This window comes from Nocardioides sp. zg-1308, from assembly GCF_013155375.1.
Classification (GTDB): domain Bacteria; phylum Actinomycetota; class Actinomycetes; order Propionibacteriales; family Nocardioidaceae; genus Nocardioides; species Nocardioides renjunii.
The window spans coordinates 586,856-608,063 of sequence record NZ_JABJQY010000004.1; the positions used below are offsets into that span (position 1 = coordinate 586,856).

Consider the following 21,208-nt stretch of genomic DNA (forward strand, 5'->3'; position numbering starts at 1 on the left):
GACTGTACGACGCGCGCTCAGGTGAGCAGGACAACCTTGCCGGTGGTTCGCCGCCCGGCCAGGGCCCGGTGCGCCTCCGCGGCGTCGGCGAGGGGGAAGCCGGTCGTGGTGGGTCGCCAGGCGCCGGTGCCGAGCCGCTCCACCGCCTCCCGGGCGAGGCCCTGGATCCCGCCCGGACGGGCGAACATCCGCGCGCCGATGGCGGCCGTCACCGCGACACCGCGCTCGAACACGTCCTGCGCCGTCAGCGGCATCGCCTCGCCGGCGGTCCAGCCGAACATGACCAGCCTCCCGCCCGGGGCGACCAGCTCGAACGCGGCCCGACCCACGGCGCCGCCGACGCCGTCGAGGGCCACCGTCACCGGGCGCTCGTCGCCGAGCAGGTCGGACACCTCGCGGGGCCAGCCGGGCTCGAGATAGTCGACCGGGTGCGCGCCGTACGACGCCACCAGGGCCGACTTCGCCGCACCGCCGGCCACCCCGACGACCCTCGCCCCCGCCTGCACGGCCGCCTGGACCAGCAGCGTCCCGAGCCCACCGGCCGCGCTGGTGACCAGCACCGTGTCGTCCGGGCCGATCGCGGCCTCCTCGAGGATGCCGAGGGCCGTGCGACCGGTCCCCACCATCGCGACGGCGTCGGCCTCGGTCACGTGGTCGGCGAGCGGGAGCAGCGCCGCGGCGGGGGCGAGCGCGCGGGTGGCATAGCCACCGCTGAGGACACCGAGGTGCGCGACCACCCGCCGGCCGAGCCACGACCGGTCGACGTCGGGCCCGACCGCGTCCACGACCCCGGCGACCTCCCGGCCGGGCGTCAGGGGCAGCTCGGCCCGCCCGAAGGGGCCGGCGACCCCCTCGCGCAGCGTCGCGTCGAGCAGGTGCACCCCGGCGGCGGTCACGGCGACGCGCACCTGACCCGTCCCCGGGTCCGGCGCCTCGACGTCCTCCAGCACCAGCACCTCCGGGCCGCCGTACGCCCTCTGCACGATCGCCTGCATCATCGTCCGTCCCCGCTCGCTCGTCGCCGACTCGTCCTGGCGGACGCTAGGAGCTCACGTGGACATGAGGTCAAGCGGTGGTCCGGTCGCGCTCAGGACCGCGGCACCCGCGCCTCCACCAGCACGCACTCGACGTCGAAGGCGAGCCGGGGCTCCAGTGCGTCGTACGCCGAGCGCAGGCGGGCCTGCACGGCGGCGGACTGGGCCCGCCAGAGGACACCGAAGCTGCCGACGGAGGTGAGGCCGGTCCACAGGTCGTGGGCCGGGACCCGCCACGTCCACGCGCGCGTCCCAGCGGCGGTGACGGCGAGGCCGGCCTCGGCGAGGATGCCGGCGAGCCCGTGGGCCGACCGGTCGAAGTCCCGGCTAGGCGGCAGCCGCGGCACCGGCGGGCGGACGGCACCGACGGAGTCGAGCAGCCCGTTCCACATCACCGCCTGAGGCGGTGGGGTGCTCCCCCAGATCGTGGCCCGCACCACCGCCCCGGGCGCCGCGACACGCGCCAGCTCGCGCGCTCCGGCCCGGGGGTCGTCGACGTGGTTGAGCACGAAGTTGGCGGTCACCGCGTCGAAACCCGACTCGGCGAGCGGGAGGTCGGGCAGGCCGGCCACGACCACGTCGTCGTCGAGCGCGGTGCCCGCCATCGCCGCCATCGCCGGGTCGGGCTCCACGCCGATCGCGTCGGCGCCGGCACCGCGCGCGGCGCGCACCAGCTCGCCCGTCCCGCAGCCGACGTCCAGCAGGCGCCCACCCTTCGGCAGGCCGTCGAGGACGGCAGGGATCGCTCCGGCGCACAGGCCGGCGAAGCTCCTCGCGTAGGCCTCCGCCACGCCCGTCCACAGTGCCTCGGCCACGGCTCGGGACCCTAGAGCATCCGGGCGACCGGTCACCGCAGCCGGATGGTCCCGCCGCCCGACTCGACGATGGTCCGCGGCTCGCCGCAGCGGAGGTCGGCCGAGCAGACCACCAGGGCCCGGCGCCCCGACTCCGAGCGGCGTACGGCGTCCTGCCCACCGTCGCGGCGCGAGGAGTCCAACAGGTGGGCCCACCCGCCACCCGGCACGGGCGCGCTCTGGACCACGACGTCGTAGGCGCCGAGCGCCGGGAGCGGAGGAGCCTCGGGCGGGTCGTCGAGCTGCGCGGGCGGGGCGTCGGTGCCGTGGACGTCACCGTCGGCGTCGATGCGGACGACCTCTCCCGAGCGCAGCCGCGCGGCTGCCCCCGAGCCCCAGGAGACGAACTCCTCGACGCCCGTCAGGCCCACGACCACGTCGGCGAGGTGCAGCTCGTTCTGGGCGTACCAGACCACTGGCAGGGGGTTGGCCTCCCGGCGCACCTCGACCGGTGCCGGCCGGGCGGCCCACCACGCCCACCCGGCCGCGAGCAGGGCCGCCACGAGCAGGCCGGCGACGGCCCGCCTGGCGCCGCGGGCGCGTCGGGCGCGTCGGGCCGCCTCCGCCCGGGTCAGCCACTGGGCGGGGGTGTCGCGCGGGTCGAACGGGCGTACGCCGTGCGGGACCGGCTCACCGGGGCGTGCGGGCAGACCGGTGCGCTCACGGAGCTCGGCCCACAGGCTGACGTCGACCTGCTCCTCGCGGACGCGGCGCGACCACGAGCCCCGGCTGGCGAGGAGCGTCTCGGCGACCGCGAGCCGCGCCTCGTCGGGTGGCACGCCCTCGTCCTCGAGGCCGCCGACGAGGTCGGCCCAGCGGGCGTCGAGGTAGCGGGTGAAGTCCGCGTCCGCTCCCATGACCCGTGGTTCGGAGCCGGACCCGGCGTGGATGGGCTCAGGCGCTGAGCGGCATCGGCCCGTAGACCTGCCGCTCGTGCTCGAACAGGGTCACCGCGGCCACGCCGTGCTCGGCCAGCTCGGCCCAGATCTCGCCGACCCACGACTCGGCGTCGCCCTGCGTGCCGAACCGCTCCCCGGAGTAGCCGGCGAGCTCGACGGCCTCGCCCGAGGCGTCCTCGAGGCGCCACCACCACGGCCGCTCGGAGGCCGACGGCGGGCGGAAGGTCGGCGGCTGTCCGGGCAGCACGTCAGGACTCCTTGACCGACGGGTCCACGAACGGCGGCTTGACGAGCTGGAAGATCTCGCGCCGGCCGCGGACGTCGACGCCGACCTGTGCGTCCTCGGCGATCATCGTCGGGATCAGCGCCAGGCCGATTCCCTTCTTGAGCGTCGGGGAGAAGGTGCCGGAGGTGATGTCGGCCAGGGGGATGTCGTGGGTGAGGGTGACCCCCATCCCGGGCCGCGGGATGCCACGGCCGAGGGCGACGAGACCACGCAGCCGGCGCCTGGGTCCCTCCTCCTTGACCCGGACGACCGCGTCGCGACCCCAGAAGGACTCCTTGTTCCAGCCCACCGCCCACGCGAGCCCGGCCTCGACCGGGTTGGTGTCCAACCCGATGTCCTGGCCGTGCAGGGGGTAGCCCATCTCGGTGCGGAGCGTGTCGCGGGCGCCGAGGCCGCAAGCGGTGATGCCGTGCTCGGCGCCGGCGGCCATCAGCGCGTCCCACAGCTCGCCCGCGGCGTCGTTGACGACGACCAGCTCGTAGCCGCGCTCGCCGGTGTAGCCCGTGCGGCACACCACGACGCCGACCCCGGTGTCGTGCAGCTCGGCCTCGACGAAGGACATGTAGCCGTGGCCGGTCGGCAGGCCGACCTTCTCCAGCACCTCGTCCGAGCGGCTGCCCTGGACGGCCAGCACGGCGTAGTCGTCGTGGTGGTCGACCACCTTGACGCCCGCGGGTGCGGCGGCCTGCAACCGGCGCACGACCTCGGCGGCGTTGGCGGCGTTGGGGATGAGCAGCACGTGCTCGTCGTCGTGCCAGTAGGCGATCAGGTCGTCGACGATGCCGCCGGACTCGTCGAGGCAGAGGGTGTACTGGGCCTTGCCCGGCTCGATCTTGGCCAGGTCGTTGGAGAGCGTGGCGTTGACGAGCTCGGCAGCGCCCGGACCCGCCACCATCGCCTTGCCGAGGTGGCTCACGTCGAAGACGCCGACGGTCTCGCGGACCGTGGTGTGCTCCTTGACGACCCCGGTCGGGTACTCCAGCGGCATCGACCACCCGCCGAACTCCGCGAACTTGGCTCCGAGGGCCTCGTGGCGGTCATGGAGGGGCGACTGCTTGAGCGTGGCGGCCATGCGCCGAAACCTACCTCAGCGGATCTCGCCACCCGCCCCGCCTTGGGCTCGCCTAGCATGCCCCGGTGACCACGTACTCCCTGCGCACCGCCAGCCCCGCCAAGACCCGAGCCGACGCCGTCGTGGTGGGAGTGGTCGCCGGTGAGAAGGGTCCACGGCTGTGCGACGCGGCGGAGGAGGTCAGCAAGGCCTACGGCCGGCGGCTGGGCCCGTTCCTGTCCACGATGGGCATCACCGGCAAGGCGGGCGAGGCCGTGAAGGCGCCCACCCGCGACGAGGTCAAGGCGCCCCTGCTGGTGTTCGTCGGCCTCGGCGACGACCCCGCCGACCCCGTCGCCGTACGCCGCGCTGCCGGCGTCGCCGCCCGCAGCGTCGCCAACGCGGCGTCGGTCGCCCTCGCCCTGCCGAGCGAGACCCCGGAGCTCGTCGCCGCGGTCGTCGAGGGTCACCGCCTCGGCGGCTACACCTTCACCGCCTACAAGTCCACGACGAGCGAGTCCACCGGACCCACCGACGTCGTCGTGCTGACCGCCCTCGCCCGCCGCGCCGAGGCCGTCGCGGCGCTCGAGTCGGCCGAGGTCCTCGCCGACGCGGTCACCCTCTGCCGCGACTGGGTCAACACCCCGCCCCGCGACTGCACGCCGCCGCTCCTCGCCGACCTGGTCACGGCCGCGCACCAGGAGGTCACCAAGGGCCGCGGCGCCCCCAAGGTCAAGCTGGAGGTGTTCGACCACGAGCAGCTGGCGGAGATGGGCTGCGGCGGCATCCTCAGCGTCGGCGACTCCTCCGCCGCTCCGTCGCGGCTGGTGCGGCTCACGTGGGCGCCGAAGAACGCCGTCGCGCACCTCGCGCTGGTCGGCAAGGGCGTCACCTTCGACTCCGGCGGCCTCACCATCAAGCCGTCGTCCAGCATGCTCAACATGAAGGGCGACATGGCCGGCGCGGCCAGCGTGGTCGCCGCGACCCTCGCCATCGCGCGGCTGGGCCTGCCGGTGAAGGTGACCGCCTTCGCGCCGATGGCGGAGAACATGGTCTCGGCCACCTCGACGCGTCCCGGCGACGTGATCACGATGCACAACGGCACGACCGTCGAGATCGCCAACACCGACGCCGAGGGCCGCATGCTGCTCGGCGACGCGCTGTCGATGGCCGTGCAGGAGCAGCCCGACGTGGTGGTCGACATCGCCACCCTGACCGGCCACATGCAGCTGGCGCTCGGCGACAAGGTCGGCGCGGTGATGGGCACCGACGACCAGGTCCCCGCCGTCCTCGCCGCGGGCGTGGCCGCGGGCGAGCAGCACTGGCCCATGCCGATCCCCGAGGAGATGTCGGAGCGGATCACCAGCTCCAAGGTCGCCGACCTGCTCCAGCACGACTGGGTGCGGTGGGGTGGTGGTCTCTACGCCTCGGCGTTCCTGCGCGAGTTCACCGGCGGGCTGCCGTGGGCGCACCTCGACATCGCCGGCAAGGAGATCAACACCGGCGGTCCCTACGGCCACGTCCCCTCGGGCGCGACCGGGTTCGGCGTCACCACGCTCGTCGCGTTCGCTCGGTCGCTGGCCGAGGGCTGACCGGCCGGGGTCAGATCCCCTCGGCCTTCTTGCGCTTGTTGTAGTCGCGCATCCGCTGCGGCACGCCGACCACGGCGGCGTCGTAGGACGGCACGCGGTTGCGGTTGGCGAAGTCGTGGGCCCACTTCACGCTCGGCACCCGGCGGCGCGTCCACTCACCGTCGTGGGCCACCAGCAGGATGGTCACGTCGCTCACCGCGGTGCGAGGCTCGACGAACCCCTCGACCCCCTGCCGCGTGGTGACGAAGGCCTCGAGATGGCGCACGTCGTCGCCGTCGGAGGCGCGCACGCGGGTGGAGCCGGTGCGCGCGGCGTCCTGCGCCGGACGACTGGTGCGCCCCTTGCGCCGGAATCGGTCGAACATGCCCATGGCGGACATTCTGCCGGAGCCTGCCCACCGCCCCCGCCGTTCGGCGTCCGGTTCCACCTTTCGGCTGACGTCCGGGCTGACCCTGACCCGGTGTGGACAGCCTGACAAAGAGTGCAAAGATGGACGCGCCCGGACCCGGGATCTCGACGGGCCCGCGGTGGATCGGCAGGGACGAGTCGAAGTGTGGAGGGACATCTGTGGCGGACGGTGAGTACGACGTACTCGTCCTCGGGGCTGGTTCGGGCGGTTACGCCTGTGCCCTGCGGGCGGCCCAGCTGGGGCTGACGGTCGGACTGGTCGAGAAGGGCAACCTCGGCGGCACCTGCCTCCACGTGGGCTGCATCCCGACCAAGGCCCTGCTCCACGCCGCGGAGGTCGCCGACTCGGCCCGCGACGCCGCCAGGTTCGGCGTCCACGCCAGCCTCGACGGGATCGACATGGTCGGCGTGAACTCCTACAAGGACAAGGTCGTGGACCGGCTCTTCAAGGGCCTCACCGGTCTCATCAAGTCCCGCGGCATCACCGTGATCGAGGGCACCGGCACGCTGACCGGCCCGCGCACCGTGACCGTCGACGGCACCGAGCACACCGGCAGGACCGTCGTGCTCGCCTCCGGCTCCTACAGCAGGACGCTGCCCGGCCTCGAGGTCGACGGCGAGAAGGTCATCACCTCCGAGCAGGCGCTCCGGCTCGACCGGGTCCCCGCCTCCGTGATCGTGCTCGGCGGCGGTGTCATCGGCTGCGAGTTCGCCAGCGTGTGGAGGTCCTTCGGCGCCGACGTCACGATCATCGAGGCCCTGCCACGCCTCGTGGCCGCCGAGGACGAGGCCTCCTCCAAGGCCCTCGAGCGGGCCTTCCGCAAGCGCGGCATCACCTTCCTCACCGGCACGCCGTTCCAGAGCGTCAAGACCACCGACACGGGCGTCGCGGTCACCGTGGAGGGCGGTGACGTCGTCGAGGCCGAGCTGCTGCTCGTCGCGGTCGGCCGCGGACCGTCCACCGACGGCCTGGGCTACGCCGAGCAGGGCGTCGAGATGGAGCGCGGCTTCGTCCTCACCGACGAGCGCTGCCGCACCAACGTCGAGGGCGTCTACGCCGTCGGCGACATCGTCCCGGGGCTGCAGCTGGCCCACCGTGGCTTCCAGCAGGGCATCTTCGTCGCCGAGGACATCGCCGGCCTCGACCCGCAGCCCGTCGACGAGACCGGCATCCCGCGGGTGACGTACTCCCACCCCGAGATCGCCTCCGTCGGCCTCGACGAGGCGCGGGCCCGTGAGCTGCACGGCGACGCGGTCACCACGGTGACCTACGACCTCGGCGGCAACGGCAAGAGCCAGATCCTGCAGACCCAGGGCTTCGTCAAGCTGGTCGGCCTCACCGACGGCCCCGTGCTCGGCGTCCACATGGTGGGAGACCGCGTCGGTGAGCTCATCGGCGAGGCGCAGCTCATCTACAACTGGGAGGCGCACGCCGACGACGTCGCCCCGTTGGTGCACGCGCACCCGACGCAGAACGAGGCCCTCGGTGAGGCGCACCTGGCCCTCGCCGGCAAGCCGCTGCACGCCCACTCCTGACACCTGAACCCCACCCACACGCGAGCGAAGGAACCACATGGCCTCCGAAGTCACCCTCCCCGCACTCGGCGAGTCCGTCACCGAGGGCACCGTCACCCGCTGGCTCAAGCAGGTCGGTGACACGGTTGCCGTCGACGAGCCGTTGCTGGAGGTCTCCACCGACAAGGTCGACACCGAGATCCCCTCCCCCGTCGCCGGCACCCTGCTGGAGATCAAGGCCAACGAGGACGACACCGTCGAGGTCGGCGCGGTCCTCGCCGTCGTGGGCGAGGAGGGCGAGTCGGCCGGCGACGCCTCCGACTCCGCCGAGCCGGAGGCTCAGCCGAAGGACGAGGAGCAGTCGGAGAAGAAGGCCGAGCAGGAGGAGCAGGTCGCCGAGGAGACCGGCAGCCTGCCGCCCGGCGACGAGACCCCCGAGTCGCAGAAGGAGGACGCCCCCGCCGAGCAGGAGCCCGCGGCCGAGCAGGCAGCCTCGTCCGGCGGCTCGTCCTCCGGTGGTTCGTCCTCGGGCGGCGGCGCCGGTACGCCGGTCACGCTGCCCGCGCTGGGTGAGTCCGTCACCGAGGGCACCGTCACCCGCTGGCTCAAGCAGGTCGGCGACGAGGTCGCGGTCGACGAGCCGCTGCTCGAGGTCTCCACCGACAAGGTCGACACCGAGATCCCCTCCCCCGTCGCCGGCACCCTGCTGGAGATCAAGGCCGAGGAGGACGAGACCGTCGAGGTCGGCGCCGAGCTCGCGATCATCGGCTCCGGCGACGCCGGCTCCGGCGGCTCGCAGGGTGAGCCGCAGGCCCCCGAGGCGCAGCCCAAGGACGAGGCGAACGCCGAGAAGAAGGCCGAGCAGGAGGAGCAGATCGCCGAGGAGACCGGCAGCCTGCCCCCCGGCGACGAGACCCCCGAGGCGGAGAAGCAGGACTCCCCCGCTCAGCAGGAGCAGTCGCAGGAGCAGCCCCAGCAGGCGCAGCAGCAAGAGGCCGAGCCGCGCGCCCTCGGTGAGGCACCCTACGCCCCCACGGCCGAGGGCGAGCCCGAGCCCCAGCGCGACGACGCCGCGAGCCGGGCCCCCGCGGCCGGCTCCGTCTCCGGGTCTGCGTCCGGCTCCGCTGAGGGCGGCCGCGACCAGACGGCGTACGTCACCCCGCTGGTGCGCAAGATGGCCGACCAGCACGGCGTCGACCTCGGCGCGGTGCAGGGCACCGGCGTCGGTGGCCGGATCCGCAAGCAGGACGTCCTCGACGCAGCCGCGGCGGCCCAGCAGCAGAGCCAGCAGCAGGCCCAGCAGGCCGCACCCGTGGCCGCCGCTCCTGCTGCCGCCAGCGCTGCCCCGGCGGCCGCACCGACGTCGTCCGCGCCGTCGCCGCTGCGCGGCACGACCGAGCCGCTGTCGCGGCTGCGCAAGGTCATCGCCACGCGCATGGTCGAGTCGCTGCAGGAGGCCGCCCAGCTGACGCAGGTGATGGAGGTCGACGTGACCTCGATCGCCCGGCTGCGCGAGGCCGCGAAGGCCGACTTCCTGGCCCGTGAGGGCGTGAAGCTGACCTACCTGCCGTTCTTCGCCAAGGCCGCCATCGACGCGCTCAAGCTGCACCCCAAGCTCAACGCGGCGATCGACGCCGAGAAGGGCGAGGTGACCTACTTCGACCGCGAGAACATCGCCTTCGCCGTGGACACCGAGAAGGGCCTGCTGACGCCGGTCGTCAAGGAGGCGGGCGACCTCTCGATCGCCGGCCTGGCCAAGAAGATCGCCGACGTCGCCCAGCGCACCCGCACCAACAAGATCACCCCGGACGAGCTGTCCGGCGGGACCTTCACGATCACCAACCTCGGCAGCTTCGGGGCCCTGTTCGACACCCCGATCATCAACAAGCCGCAGGTCGCGATCCTCGGCCCCGGTGCCGTGGTGAAGCGTCCCGTGGTGATCGACGACCCCAACCTCGGCGAGACGATCGCGGTGCGCCACATGGTCCACCTGTCGCTCACCTACGACCACCGACTGGTCGACGGCGCCGACGCGGGCCGCTTCCTCCAGGAGGTCAAGAAGCGCCTCGAGGCCGGTCAGTTCGAGGTCTGAGGAGCGCCGCACGACCCGGAGCAGCAGCTCCCACGCAGGACCCCGGCCGACCCGTCGGCCGGGGTCCTGTGGTGTGCGCGGCCCCACCCTTATTCGGGAGCGCGCTGTCGGCTCCACCACCTAGCCTGAAGACACCGTGACGATCACCGAAGCCTCCCGCCCCACCGACGCGACCACCTCCGGGTCGGGGCTCCCCGCACACCGCCAGCCCGTCGACTGGCGGCGCGTGCGCCGTCCGCTGAGCTACCTCTGCTTCTCGATGTCGCTCCTCGGCGCCGTCGCCGCGTCGCTCGGGTCGATGGTGGCCGGCCGGCTCGCCGACAGCCCCACCGAGGGCCTGCTCGTGCTGCTCGCGGCCTGCGTCGTCGGCGGTGCGGTGATCGACACCGTCGCCAAGACGATCTGGGCAGGCATCTGCGACCGGGCCGAGGGCCGGCTCCGCTCCGACCTGCTCGACGCCGCGATGGCCCAGCCGCTCTCCGAGCTCTCCGAGCAGGCCGTCGGCGAGGTGCTCGACCGCATCGACGACGACACCTGGGAGGTCGGCCAGCTGATGCGCTGGGGCGTCTGGCAGGCGGCGCGCACGTTCTTGGCCTCCGGCCCGCTGTGGGTGGTCGCGTCCCTGACCTGGTGGCCGGCGGTCTTCCTCTTCCCGCTGACGGCGGTCGCGACGTTCCTCGTCGTCCGCAAGCTGCTGCCCCAGGTGGCGCTCAAGAAGGTGGTCGAGGAGGCCGCCTGGACCGACCACGCCGCCTCCACGGAGGAGGGCGTGGCCGCCCGCGACGACCTCCGCACGTCGCTGGGCCAGGCCCACGTCCTGCGCCGCAACGCTCACCTGGCCTCCGTCGTCCACCGCACCCTCGACGCGGTGCTGGCCGTCGAGGTCCGCATCACCCGCCGCAGCGGCGGCCTGCTCCACGGCGCCCTCGCCGCGGTCGGCGTCGTCGGCGTGGCGCTGGTGCTGTCCGGCGACCTGTCGACCGCGCGGCTGGTGACCCTCTTCCTCGTCACGACGATGTTCGTCGGCGGCGTCGACATGCTCGCCCGCCACCTGCCCGACCTCCAGGAGGGCTTCGGCGCGGTGCTCCGGCTGCGCGGGATGCTGGCCTCGCCGGCCGAGCCGACCGGCGGCCTCCCCGTGCCCGACGGTCCGCTCGACGTGGAGTTCCGCCACCTCGCGTTCAGCTACGGCACCGGCACCTTCGCGCTACGCGACGTCGACCTGCTGCTCACCGCCGGCCACACGTGCGCGCTCGTGGGCCGCACCGGCTCCGGCAAGTCGACCCTCGCCTCGCTGCTCTCCCGCGCCGTCGAGCCGCCCCGCGGCTCGGTCTTCCTCGGCGGCGTCGACGTGCTCGACCTCGACCTGCAGCAGCTGCGGGCCGCCGTCGGCGTCGTCACGCAGCGCACCGAGGTCCTCGCCGGCACGCTCGCCGACAACATCACCCTGTTCGACGACGCGCCCCGCGCCACCGTGGAGGCGGCGGTCGCCGAGCTCGGCCTCACCGACTGGGTCGCTGGCCTCCCCGCGGGCCTCGACACCGTCCTCGGACCCGGGGGCACCAGCCTGTCGGCGGGCGAGGAGCAGCTGGTCGCCTTCGCCCGGCTCCTCGTGCGCGACGTCAGCGTCGTCGTCCTCGACGAGGCGACCGCCCGGATGGACCCGGTCACCGAGGCCCGCGTCGTCCGTGCCGCCGACCGCCTGATCGCCGGACGCACCGGCATCCTCGTCGCCCACCGGCTCTCCACCACCGAGCGCGCCGAGCAGGTCGCCGTGCTCGAGTCCGGCCGTGTCGTCCAGCAGGGCCCCCGGGCGCGGCTCGCGGCCGAGGAGGGTCCCTTCCGCGACCTCCTCGCGGCCGCCGCCCACGAGGCGGTCGTCGAGGAGCACCACCACGACGACTCCACGATCGGGTCGGTGCGCCGCAGCACGACTCCCCCGCCGCCGCCCCAGCTCGCGCCCACCCCGAGCCTGGCCAGGGCGGTGCTCCACACCGTGAGCATCCAGCCGCAGTGGGGGCTGCTGGGCGCCGTGCTCTTCCTGCTGTCCTCCCTCACCGGTGCCTTCGGCGCCATCACGGGCTGGGTCTGGGGACACATCGTCACCGACCTCCAGGCCGGTGACAGCCCGGGGCTGCTCCTGCTCGCGCTGGTCGCCTCGCTGGTGGTCGCGCCGTTCCTGCTCGCCCAGGCGTTCCGCACCTACCCCCACTGGTGGGTCGAGGTGCGGCTCCGGGTGCGTGCGGCGGTGCTCCACGGCCAGACCTCTCAGCGTCGCCTGCTCCGCACGCCGCCCGGTGAGGTCGTCGCCCGCACGATGGACGCCGACCGGCTGGCGCGCTACACCGACCGCTGGGTCGACTTCGTCAACGGCCTGATCGTGGCCGCCCTCACCGCCCTCATCGCCCAGACCTGGGTCGCCGGGGCGGTCCTGTTGACGGTGATGGTCGTCTCCGCGCTCGCCTCGACCCTCGGCCGTCGGGTGGCGGGCCGGTCCGCGGCCGCTGCGTCCACCGCGCGGGCGACGTTCGGGCAGTCACTCGTGTCGGCCCTCGAGTCGGTGCGCACGGTCAAGCTCGCCGCCGCGACTCCCCAGGTGCACCAGCACCTGCGCGACGTCGACGGCGGCCGGGTCGACGCGGCCGTCCGCGAGCACCGCGTCCAGGCGCTGCTCGACGGCGTGCCGCTCGTGATGGTGCAGTGCGGCGTCGTCGCGGCGTGGGCCGGCCTGCTGACCGGCCGGTGGGAGCTCGCGACCGCGCTGCTCATCGCCAACGCGGTCAGCGGCTTCGACTGGTTCGGCCGCGTGGCCGGCTCCGTCGTGACCGAGGCCCCCGGTGTGCGCGCCTGGATGAACGCCACCAGCGAGCTCGCGGGCGGCGGCGACCTCGTCGACCTGCCGCCCGGCGTCGACCTCGTCGCCGGGACCGGCCCCGCGCCCGACCGGGCACCGCGCGAGCCGCTGCACTCGCTCAGCATCCGTGACCTCGACGCGATCCACGACGACGGCACCCTCGGCGTCCAGGGGGTCGACCTCGACGTGGCGGCCGGCGAGCTGGTGCTGCTGCTCGGCCAGGTCGGCTCGGGCAAGTCCAGCCTCCTCGGCGCGCTGGCCGGGCTGGTGACCAGCACCGGCGAGATCCGGTGGAACGGCGAGGTCGTCACCGACCCCCAGACCACGCTGCGGCCCGGTCGCGTGGCGCACGTCGCCCAGGTGCCGCGCGTGCTCTCGGGCACCTTCACCGGCAACGTCGCCCTCGACCACCCCGACCGCGCGGTCGTGCCCGCCCTGGAGGCGGCCCGCATGGGCCGCGACGTGGCCGAGGCCGGCGGCCCGGACGCCCTCGTCGGCCACCGCGGCGTCCGCCTCTCCGGAGGCCAGGTCCAGCGGCTCGCGCTGGCCCGCGCGCTCGCGGCCGAGGCCGACGTGCTGCTGGCCGACGACGTGTCGTCGGCGCTCGACGCGAGCACGGAGATCGAGCTGTGGCACGCGCTTCGCGCCCGCGGCGCTGCGGTGATCGGAGCCACCAGCAAGTCCGCCGCGCTCGCCCAGGCCGACCGGGTGGTCGTGCTCGACTCCGGTCGTGTGGTCGACGACGGCCCGTGGTCCGAGCTCTCCGCGCGCTGGGCACACCTGGCCGGCTGACGCCGCGGAGCCGCCCGGACCAGCTTGGAGCACATGGTTGGGTGGAGGCATGCGTGTCCTCATCGCCGGAGCGTCGGGCTTCCTCGGCACCCACCTCTCCGACCACCTCCGGGTCCACGGGCACGAGGTGACCGCGCTCGTCCGGCGTGAGCCGGCCTCCGAGCACGAGTCGCGGTGGGACCCGGCCGCCGGCCAGATCGACGCCGCCGTCGTCGACCGCGCCGACGCCGTCGTCAACCTCGCGGGCGCCAGCGTCGCCGGCAACCCGCACTCGCGGAAGTGGGCCGAGGAGGTCATGGAGTCGCGGGTCGCGACCACCCGGCTGCTGGCCCGGACCATCGCGGCGAGCGAGCGCCCGGCGGCGTTCATGGCCGGCAACGGCATCAGCTTCTACGGCGACCACGGCGACGCCCCGGTCACCGAGGAGTCCGACAGCCGCGGCGACGCGCTCCTCACCCGGGTCGCCCGGGAGTGGGACGAGGCCGCCGAGGAGGCCCGCGCCGCAGGCTCGCGGGTGTGCGTCCTGCGCACGGCTCCGGTGATGGACCGCACGGCTCCCCCGCTCAAGCAGCTCCGACTTCTCTTCCAAGCGGGTGGCGGCGCCCGCCTCGGCTCGGGCGAGCAGCACATGCCGATGATCTCGCTGCGCGACTGGATCGGCGCGACGAGCTACCTGATCGAGTCGCGCGACGTCTCGGGGCCCTTCAACCTGTGCTGCCCGCGTACGCCCACCAACGCCGAGTTCACCCGGGCCCTCGCCCACGCGCTGCACCGCAAGGCGTTCCTCGCGGTGCCCGGCTCGGTCCTGAAGGCGGCTGCCGGCGACATGGCGCCCGAGCTGCTGGGCTCGGTCAACGCCCGCCCCGCGGCGCTCGAGCGTGCGGGCTACGACTTCGAGGACGAGGACGTCCGCGAGGTCCTCGCCGCCGCCCTGTCCTGAGCTCCGCCCCGGGCGGACGCCTCGGCCACGAGCCAGGCCGCTCCCCCGCCGGCGTGGTCCCGCACCAGGACCACCCGGCGCGTGGACGCCCGGTCGGCAGGAAGCACGACATCGGTGTCCGCGCCGACCACCCGGCCGCCCGAGACGCGGTCGGTGACCACCAGCACCAGCCGGTCCGGCGTCCGCTCCACCACCTCGACGGCCAGGAGCTGGGTCGTCAGTCCCTCGACGGTGAGCCCGCGCTCGCGGTAGTCGCGCAGCAGCCGCACGTCCGCCGCCCCGGTGCGCGAGCCGGCGACGTACAGCTCCGCCAGCGCCTCCGCGTCCGCGGCGGCCCACGCCTCCGCCCGCCGCGCGTCCCAGTGCGCCAGGATGGCGGCCGGTCCGTCGGTCACCGCCCCGGCCGCCTGCGTCGCTCGCTCCGCGGGTGACGCGCCACCTCGAGCGTCCTCGCCGGCCCGGCCGAGCGACACGACCAGCGTCGCCGCCACGCAGGCCGAGGCCAGCGCCGCGAGGACGGGCAGGAGGCGTCGGGGGTCCACCTGTCCAGCGTGGCGGATCCCCGATCCTGCTGCAGGCGTCATCCACAGGCCGCTCGGGGTGCGGGTGACGGGGACACGTGTCCGAAAAGCCGCCCCCGCGCCGGCCGTACGACGGCCATGTCCCGGACACGTGTCCGCGAAGCCGCCCCCGCGCCGGCCGTACGAGGGCCATGTCCCGGACACGTGTCCGAGAAGCCGCTCCCGCGCCGGGCGTACGAGGGCAACGTCTCGGACACGTGTCCCCCACCCGGCGGCCGAGGCCAGCGGCGTAGGCTCGCGGCATGCCGCTGGACTACGAGATCGCCGGCCTCGGCGACGACGCCGTCGACTACCTCGCCGCCTGGGACGCCCAGCGCCACGTGCACGAGGCCGTCGTCGCCGGCAGCCGCCCCGACACGGTCCTGCTCCTCGAGCACCCGCCGGTCTTCACGGCCGGCAAGCGCACCGACCCCCACGAGCGGCCGCTCGACCCGGGCGGCGCGGACGTCATCGACGTCGACCGTGGCGGCAAGATCACCTTCCACGGCCCCGGCCAGCTGGTCGGCTACCCGATCGTCCGGCTGCCCGACCACGTCAAGGTCGTCGACTACGTCCGTCGCGTCGAGGAGGCGCTGATCGCGGTGTGCGCCGACCTCGGGGTCACCACGGCGCGCGTGCCGGGGCGCAGCGGGGTGTGGCTGCGGGCCGACGACCGCGGCCCGGAGCGCAAGATCGCCGCCATCGGCATCCGGGTCAGCCGCGGCGTGACGATGCACGGCTTCGCGCTCAACTGCGACGTCGACCTCGGCTGGTACGACCGGTTCGTGCCGTGCGGGATCGCCGACGCCGGCGTCACCTCGCTGTCGCAGGAGCTGGGGCGCGACGTCACCGTGCGCGACGTGCTGCCGAGCGTGCGCGAGCACCTGTCGGCCTACCTCGCCTGGCAGCCCTACGACGCCACGCCCGACTACGAGCCGCGTCCCGAGCCGGCCCGCGCGCCGCGCATCGAGCTGGTCCGGCCGGGCGCCTGAGGCGTACGCCGCTCAGCGCGGCGTCGTCCCCGGGACGTGCCTCCGGCTCCGGCTCAGGGCGAGTTGGGGGCGCCCGGACGCCGTCGTAGAGTGAGGCGTGTGACCACCGCTCCCGCACCTGAAGGACGCAAGCTCCTCCGACTGGAGATCCGCAACGCGGAGACCCCGATCGAACGCAAGCCGGAGTGGATCAAGACCCGGGCCAAGATGGGCCCGGAGTACACCTCGCTGCAGAACCTGGTGAAGTCCGAGGGGCTGCACACGGTGTGCCAGGAAGCCGGCTGCCCCAACATCTTCGAGTGCTGGGAGGACCGCGAGGCCACCTTCCTCATCGGTGGCGACCAGTGCACCCGCCGTTGCGACTTCTGCCAGATCGACACCGGCAAGCCCCAGCCGCTCGACCGCGACGAGCCGCGCCGCGTGGCCGAGTCCGTGCAGAAGATGCAGCTGCGCTACGCCACCATCACCGGCGTCGCCCGCGACGACCTGCCCGACGGCGGCGCCTGGCTGTACGCCGAGACGGTGCGCGCCATCCACGAGCTCAATCCCGACACGGGCGTGGAGAACCTCATCCCCGACTTCAACGGCAAGCCGGACCTCCTCACCGAGGTCTTCGAGTCGCGTCCCGAGGTCCTCGCCCACAACGTCGAGACGGTCCCGCGGATCTTCAAGCGGATCCGCCCCGCGTTCCGCTACGACCGCTCGCTCGACGTCATCACCCAGGCCCGCGACTTCGGCCTGGTGACCAAGTCCAACCTGATCCTCGGCATGGGCGAGACCCGTGAGGAGGTCAGTCAGGCGCTGCGCGACCTGCACGACGCCGGGTGCGAGCTGATCACGATCACGCAGTACCTCCGCCCCTCCCCCCGGCACCACCCCGTCGAGCGCTGGGTCAAGCCCGAGGAGTTCGTCGAGCTCAAGGCCGAGGCGGACGAGATCGGCTTCGCCGGCGCGCTGTCGGGTCCGCTGGTCCGCTCGTCCTACCGCGCCGGACGGCTGTACGGTCAGGCCATGGACGCGCGCGCCGCCGCGACCGCCTGAACCGCCCCCCGTCGGGCACGTCCCGACCCCACCCGCTCCACCTCACCGACCGCACCTAGCTGGACAGGGCCATCCTGATGTCGACCGCCGCACCCACGCCGAGCTCGCGCCGCGGGCAGATCATGCAGACCTACACGATGGCCAAGCGCAGCGACCCGCGCCTGGGTTGGATCCTCCTGGGCGTCTTCGTCCTGGGCGCGGCCATCGGCTTCGGCGTCATGTGGCTGCTGCCGGGCTCGGGCACCATCTCGCTGATCATCTCGATCGTCGGCGCCCTGCTCATCGGCCTGCTCTGCACGCTGCTGGTGTTCGGCCGCCGTGCGCAGAAGGCGGCGTACACCCAGATGGAGGGCCAGCCGGCCGCCGCCGCGGGTGCGCTCCAGATGCTGCGCCGCGGCTGGAAGGTCGACCCGGTCGTCGGCTTCACCAAGCAGCAGGACGTCGTGCACCGCGTCGTCGGTCCGCCCGGGATCGTCCTGGTCGGCGAGGGCTCGAGCCAGAGCCGCGTCAAGCAGCTGCTCGTCACCGAGCGCAAGAAGCACGAGCGCGTCGCCTACGAGGTGCCCATCCACGAGGTCGTCTGCGGCCGGGGCGAGGGCGAGGTCCCGCTGCCCAAGCTGGTGCGCCACGTGCAGAAGCTCGGCCGCTCGGTGAAGCCGGCCGAGATGACCGACATCCTCCAGCGCCTCAGGGCCCTCGACGCCCAGCGCGGCAAGCTGCCGCTGCCCAAGGGCCCGGTCCCGACCTCCATGAAGGGGATGCGCTCGCAGCAGCGCGGCCGCTGACCCGACCAGCACGCCTAGAGCGCGACGGTCCGCGTCCCCGCGGCGACGTCGTGCAGGCCGCGCCCGTCGAACGTCAGCAGCGGCGGGACGAGCAGCGCGATCAGCACCGAGCGCACCAGCGCCCGCAGCAGCGACACGGGCTGGCCCGGGGCGTCGTGGCGGATGACGCGCAGCCGGGTGGCGAGCTTGCCGAACGAGCCGCCGGTCACGGCGGTGAACAGCGCCGACTCGACGACGAAGAGCGCCAGCGTGCCCAGGCCGTTGGGGTTGCCGCCGAGGAACCCGGTCGCGACGAGGCCCTCGACGATGGCGAGGCACGTCACCCAGTCGATGAACAGCGCGAGGACCCGCCGGCCCCAGGTGGCGGACCGCAGCTCCGGTGTTACGACGCTCGACACGCTCCCAGCCTAGGTGGGGTCCGTACGGCGGCCACCGACCGGGCACTTGTAACACGGCCGAAACAATCGGGATACGGTCAGGAAACTGCTCCCGCCTAGCGTGGCGGCACGGTGCAACGAGGCCCCGTTCCGTGACGCTGCAACTCGACGTGCGCTCGCCGCCGTCAAGGAGGATCTCCGAATGTTCAACAACTCCGATGAGCTCTTGAAGTTCATCAAGGACGAGGGCGTCGAGATGGTCGACGTCCGCTTCTGCGACCTGCCGGGTGTGATGCAGCACTTCACGGTCCCGGTGTCCTCGTTCGACCAGAGCGTGTTCGACGACGGCCTCGGCTTCGACGGCTCCTCCATCCGCGGCTTCCAGGCGATCAACGAGTCGGACATGTCGCTCTTCCCCGACCCGACCACGGCGTACGTCGACCCGTTCCGCAAGTCCAAGACGCTGAACGTCAACTTCTTCATCCACGACCCGATCACCGGCGAGGCCTACAGCCGCGACCCGCGCAACATCGCGCGCAAGGCGCTGGCCTACCTCGACTCGACCGGCATCGCCGACACGGCGTACTTCGCCCCCGAGGCCGAGTTCTACATCTTCGACAGCGTCCGCTACAGCACCGGCGTCAACGAGGGCTACTACCACATCGACTCCGTCGAGGGCTGGTGGAACTCCGGCAAGGACGACGGCGACAACAAGGGCTACAAGACCCGGCTCAAGGGCGGCTACTTCCCCGTCGAGCCCTACGACCATTACAGCGACCTGCGCGCCGACATGGTCAAGAACCTCGAGGCGTGCGGCCTGCTCGTCGAGCGTGCCCACCACGAGGTCGGCACGGCCGGCCAGGCGGAGATCAACTACCGCTTCGACACGCTGCTCAAGGCCGCCGACGACGTGATGAAGTTCAAGTACCTCATCAAGAACACCGCTTGGGAGCAGGGCAAGTCGGTCACGTTCATGCCCAAGCCGATCTTCGGCGACAACGGCTCCGGGATGCACGTCCACCAGTCGCTGTGGAAGGACGGCGAGCCGCTGTTCTTCGACGAGACCGGCTACGCCGGCCTGTCCGACACCGCCCGCTGGTACATCGGCGGCATCCTGGCGCACGCGCCGTCGCTGCTGGCGTTCACCAACCCGACGGTGAACTCCTACCACCGCCTGGTGCCGGGCTTCGAGGCGCCGATCTCCCTGGTCTACTCCTCGCGCAACCGCTCCGCCTCGGTCCGCATCCCGATCACCGGTGCCAACCCCAAGGCCAAGCGCGTCGAGACCCGCTTCCCCGACCCGTCGGCGAACCCCTACCTCGCCTTCGCCGCGCTCATGCTCGCCGGCCTCGACGGCGTGCAGAACAAGATCGAGCCGGCCGACCCGATCGACAAGGACATCTACGAGCTGCCGCCGGACGAGATGGCCGACATCGACCAGGTGCCGACCTCCCTGGGTGCCGTGCTGGACGCCCTCGAGGCGGACCACGACTACCTGACGGCCGGCGGTGTCTTCACCGACGACCTGATCGAGACGTGGATCCACTTCAAGCGGACCCAGGAGATCGCCCCGGTGCAGCTGCGGCCGCACCCGCACGAGTTCGAGCTCTACTACGACATCTGAGCCACAGGGGTCTTACCGGCCCTGACCTGCACAAACGCGAAGCCCCTGCCCGGGTTTCCCCCGGATTCCCCCGAGGATCTGGCGGCCCACGGGCGGGGGCTTTGGCGCGCCTGCGTACCGGGCGGCATTCGTGAGCGGCCGCGGTGGACCGCGGAGCCGCCCCGTGGAGGTGGTCGGCGAGGTCGCCGTGTTCGCCCCCGCCAGCCCCGGCGGCTACTTCAGGCTGCGGTGGACCGGCCTCGACGGTAGACGCGCGGACACCTCGGGCGGGCGCGACCTCGACGCTGCACGGGCCAAGGCGGCCGACATCGCCGCCGGGCTCGCCCGGGCGGCCGGTCCCCAAGCCGCCGCCACACTGGACGAGCTCTTCACGAGATACCTCGACGAGGGACGCAGCCCTTACACCGGCCGTCCGTGGAAGCGATCGACCCGCACTTAGATCGAGGACAACCTGGGTCGTGCCTTGCGCGGACACGCACACGTCGCAGTGATGGACGTCACCCGCGAGGTGCTCGACCGGATGCGCGCTCAAGCGGGAACACCACACATGGTGCGGATCAACACCACGGCGCTGCGGTCGTTCCTGCTGTGGGGGTACCGCCACTCCCCCAGCTTCTTCACCATCACCCAGGCCGAGCTGCTCCCGCCGCGGGTCGTCATGCCGGCACCAGCGGTAAAGGGCACCCAGGCACCGACACGACGGACCCGGGCCCGTCGCGTGGGGCAGGCCGACGACTACGTCCACGAGGAGGACGCCCCGTCCGCTGGCCAGGTCCGAGCGCTCTCCGCCGCGCTCGAGCGGGTCGTGGGCACGTGGGGTGCCCTGGCGCCGGAGCTCGCAGCGAACTTCGGGCCGCGCTGGGGTGAGCAGTTCCAGCTGCGCGCCCCCGACGTCCACCTCGACGGGTGCAACGAAGCCGAGCAGTCGCACTTCCACATCGACTGGGCCGTCGACCCGGGCGCGCCCGCGGACTGCCCGAACGGACGGCGCGCCCGACCGAAGGGCGACAAGACCCGCATCGCGCCTCTGGCGACTGAGTCGTTCACCGGCACTCCGTTAAAGGCGATGGTCGCTGCTCGACTCACCGCAGCGCTGGCTGAGCAGCATTCCGGCGCCAACCCCGACGCCCTGCTGTTCCCGGCACCGCGCGGCGGCATGTGGTGGCACTCGGCGTTCGAGGCCGACGTGCTAAGACCCGCCATGCAAGAGGCCGGTTGGCCGCTGCGCGTCTGGGAGGAGGAGCGGGACGTCTGGGACGCGCGGACGGGGAGCTACGCCCGCCGGACCCGGACCCGGACTCTGGCTGTGATGCCCTGGCACTCCCTCCGACACCGGTTCGCCCGGGTCGCCATCGACGTCTACGGCGCCGATCCCGGCGTCCTGATGGCACTGGGCGGATGGGAGAACGAGCTGACCGTGCTGCACCGGTACTACCGGACTGGCCGCGAGCACACCGCGCGTGGGCTGGCGCTGTTCGAGTAGGGCTGAGCCGGCGAACTGACACGGGGTGG

General features: G+C 73.2%; 19 protein-coding genes. 11 read left to right on the forward strand and 8 right to left on the reverse strand.

The window, feature by feature from the left end:
• Positions 1-17 precede the first annotated feature (17 nt).
• The 5 genes from HN031_RS17650 to gcvT all read right to left on the reverse strand — a co-directional run bounded on the left by HN031_RS17650 (position 18) and on the right by gcvT (position 4,145).
• Positions 18-998 carry a zinc-binding dehydrogenase gene (locus HN031_RS17650; protein ID WP_253943493.1) on the reverse strand — a complete coding sequence of 327 codons (981 nt, stop codon included), beginning with the start codon at positions 996-998 and terminating at the stop codon, positions 18-20.
• Between the two features lie 89 nt (positions 999-1,087).
• Complete coding sequence (locus HN031_RS17655; RefSeq protein ID WP_172273168.1) at positions 1,088-1,849, reverse strand: class I SAM-dependent methyltransferase; 762 nt, start codon at positions 1,847-1,849, stop codon at positions 1,088-1,090.
• 32 nt (positions 1,850-1,881) lie between these two features.
• Entirely contained in the window at positions 1,882-2,745 is an 864-nt protein-coding gene (locus HN031_RS17660) for a hypothetical protein (RefSeq protein WP_172273171.1), read from the reverse strand.
• Positions 2,746-2,782: 37 nt separating this feature from the next.
• Positions 2,783-3,034 carry a hypothetical protein gene (locus HN031_RS17665; protein ID WP_322424004.1) on the reverse strand — a complete coding sequence of 84 codons (252 nt, stop codon included), beginning with the start codon at positions 3,032-3,034 and terminating at the stop codon, positions 2,783-2,785.
• A gap of 1 nt (position 3,035) precedes the next feature.
• Complete coding sequence (gene gcvT, locus HN031_RS17670; RefSeq protein ID WP_172273174.1) at positions 3,036-4,145, reverse strand: glycine cleavage system aminomethyltransferase GcvT; 1,110 nt, start codon at positions 4,143-4,145, stop codon at positions 3,036-3,038.
• Positions 4,146-4,210: 65 nt separating this feature from the next.
• On the opposite strand from gcvT, the gene HN031_RS17675 reads away from it, so the two are divergent.
• Positions 4,211-5,716 carry a leucyl aminopeptidase gene (locus HN031_RS17675; protein ID WP_172273177.1) on the forward strand — a complete coding sequence of 502 codons (1,506 nt, stop codon included), beginning with the start codon at positions 4,211-4,213 and terminating at the stop codon, positions 5,714-5,716.
• Between the two features lie 10 nt (positions 5,717-5,726).
• On the opposite strand, the gene HN031_RS17680 is transcribed toward HN031_RS17675, so the two are convergent.
• A complete protein-coding gene (locus HN031_RS17680) occupies positions 5,727-6,086 on the reverse strand; it encodes a hypothetical protein (protein ID WP_172273180.1) in 360 nt (119 codons plus the stop codon).
• Between the two features lie 197 nt (positions 6,087-6,283).
• On the opposite strand from HN031_RS17680, the gene lpdA reads away from it, so the two are divergent.
• The 4 genes from lpdA (at position 6,284) to HN031_RS17700 (ending at position 14,317) form a co-directional block, all read left to right on the forward strand.
• On the forward strand, positions 6,284-7,660 hold the full coding sequence (lpdA, locus tag HN031_RS17685; RefSeq protein ID WP_322424002.1) for a dihydrolipoyl dehydrogenase: 1,377 nt from the start codon (positions 6,284-6,286) through the stop codon (positions 7,658-7,660).
• Positions 7,661-7,697: 37 nt separating this feature from the next.
• Positions 7,698-9,731, forward strand: a complete 2,034-nt coding sequence (gene sucB, locus HN031_RS17690) for a 2-oxoglutarate dehydrogenase, E2 component, dihydrolipoamide succinyltransferase (protein ID WP_172273186.1) — start codon at positions 7,698-7,700, stop codon at positions 9,729-9,731.
• Between the two features lie 136 nt (positions 9,732-9,867).
• Positions 9,868-13,377, forward strand: coding sequence for an ATP-binding cassette domain-containing protein (locus HN031_RS17695; RefSeq protein WP_367650806.1), 3,510 nt, complete (start codon positions 9,868-9,870; stop codon positions 13,375-13,377).
• 49 nt (positions 13,378-13,426) lie between these two features.
• Complete coding sequence (locus HN031_RS17700) at positions 13,427-14,317, forward strand: TIGR01777 family oxidoreductase (protein WP_172273189.1); 891 nt, start codon at positions 13,427-13,429, stop codon at positions 14,315-14,317.
• On the opposite strand, the gene HN031_RS17705 is transcribed toward HN031_RS17700, so the two are convergent.
• Complete coding sequence (locus HN031_RS17705) at positions 14,263-14,859, reverse strand: hypothetical protein (RefSeq protein ID WP_172273192.1); 597 nt, start codon at positions 14,857-14,859, stop codon at positions 14,263-14,265. The two genes, HN031_RS17700 and HN031_RS17705, sit on opposite strands and share 55 nt — an antisense overlap.
• A 281-nt stretch (positions 14,860-15,140) precedes the next feature.
• Here HN031_RS17705 and lipB point away from each other — a divergent pair, with 281 nt between their 5' ends.
• From lipB to HN031_RS17720, 3 genes are all read left to right on the forward strand, one after another.
• Entirely contained in the window at positions 15,141-15,869 is a 729-nt protein-coding gene (gene lipB / locus HN031_RS17710) for a lipoyl(octanoyl) transferase LipB (RefSeq protein WP_172273195.1), read from the forward strand.
• A gap of 99 nt (positions 15,870-15,968) precedes the next feature.
• Positions 15,969-16,910 (forward strand): lipoyl synthase, encoded by a 942-nt coding sequence (lipA, locus tag HN031_RS17715; protein WP_172273198.1) that lies wholly within the window; start codon positions 15,969-15,971, stop codon positions 16,908-16,910.
• Between the two features lie 77 nt (positions 16,911-16,987).
• Positions 16,988-17,695, forward strand: a complete 708-nt coding sequence (locus HN031_RS17720; protein WP_172273201.1) for a DUF4191 domain-containing protein — start codon at positions 16,988-16,990, stop codon at positions 17,693-17,695.
• Positions 17,696-17,709: 14 nt separating this feature from the next.
• On the opposite strand, the gene HN031_RS17725 is transcribed toward HN031_RS17720, so the two are convergent.
• Entirely contained in the window at positions 17,710-18,093 is a 384-nt protein-coding gene (locus HN031_RS17725) for an RDD family protein (RefSeq protein ID WP_172273204.1), read from the reverse strand.
• 181 nt (positions 18,094-18,274) lie between these two features.
• On the opposite strand from HN031_RS17725, the gene glnA reads away from it, so the two are divergent.
• The 3 genes from glnA (at position 18,275) to HN031_RS17740 (ending at position 21,179) form a co-directional block, all read left to right on the forward strand.
• Positions 18,275-19,696 carry a type I glutamate--ammonia ligase gene (gene glnA, locus HN031_RS17730; RefSeq protein ID WP_172273207.1) on the forward strand — a complete coding sequence of 474 codons (1,422 nt, stop codon included), beginning with the start codon at positions 18,275-18,277 and terminating at the stop codon, positions 19,694-19,696.
• A 130-nt stretch (positions 19,697-19,826) separates the two neighbouring features.
• Positions 19,827-20,135, forward strand: a complete 309-nt coding sequence (locus tag HN031_RS17735) for a hypothetical protein (RefSeq protein WP_172273210.1) — start codon at positions 19,827-19,829, stop codon at positions 20,133-20,135.
• Between the two features lie 51 nt (positions 20,136-20,186).
• On the forward strand, positions 20,187-21,179 hold the full coding sequence (locus HN031_RS17740) for a hypothetical protein (RefSeq protein WP_172273213.1): 993 nt from the start codon (positions 20,187-20,189) through the stop codon (positions 21,177-21,179).
• The last annotated feature ends 29 nt before the right edge of the window (positions 21,180-21,208 follow it).

Coding starts and splice junctions, on each gene's coding strand:
- HN031_RS17740 (WP_172273213.1), top strand. CDS start 20,187: ATGGACGTCACCCGCGAGGTGCTCGACCGGATGCGCGCTCAAGCGGGA.
- lipB (WP_172273195.1), top strand. CDS start 15,141: ATGCCGCTGGACTACGAGATCGCCGGCCTCGGCGACGACGCCGTCGAC.
- HN031_RS17720 (WP_172273201.1), top strand. CDS start 16,988: ATGTCGACCGCCGCACCCACGCCGAGCTCGCGCCGCGGGCAGATCATG.
- glnA (WP_172273207.1), top strand. CDS start 18,275: ATGTTCAACAACTCCGATGAGCTCTTGAAGTTCATCAAGGACGAGGGC.
- gcvT (WP_172273174.1), bottom strand. CDS start 4,145: ATGGCCGCCACGCTCAAGCAGTCGCCCCTCCATGACCGCCACGAGGCC.
- HN031_RS17650 (WP_253943493.1), bottom strand. CDS start 998: ATGATGCAGGCGATCGTGCAGAGGGCGTACGGCGGCCCGGAGGTGCTG.
- sucB (WP_172273186.1), top strand. CDS start 7,698: ATGGCCTCCGAAGTCACCCTCCCCGCACTCGGCGAGTCCGTCACCGAG.
- HN031_RS17700 (WP_172273189.1), top strand. CDS start 13,427: ATGCGTGTCCTCATCGCCGGAGCGTCGGGCTTCCTCGGCACCCACCTC.
- HN031_RS17660 (WP_172273171.1), bottom strand. CDS start 2,745: ATGGGAGCGGACGCGGACTTCACCCGCTACCTCGACGCCCGCTGGGCC.
- HN031_RS17680 (WP_172273180.1), bottom strand. CDS start 6,086: ATGGGCATGTTCGACCGATTCCGGCGCAAGGGGCGCACCAGTCGTCCG.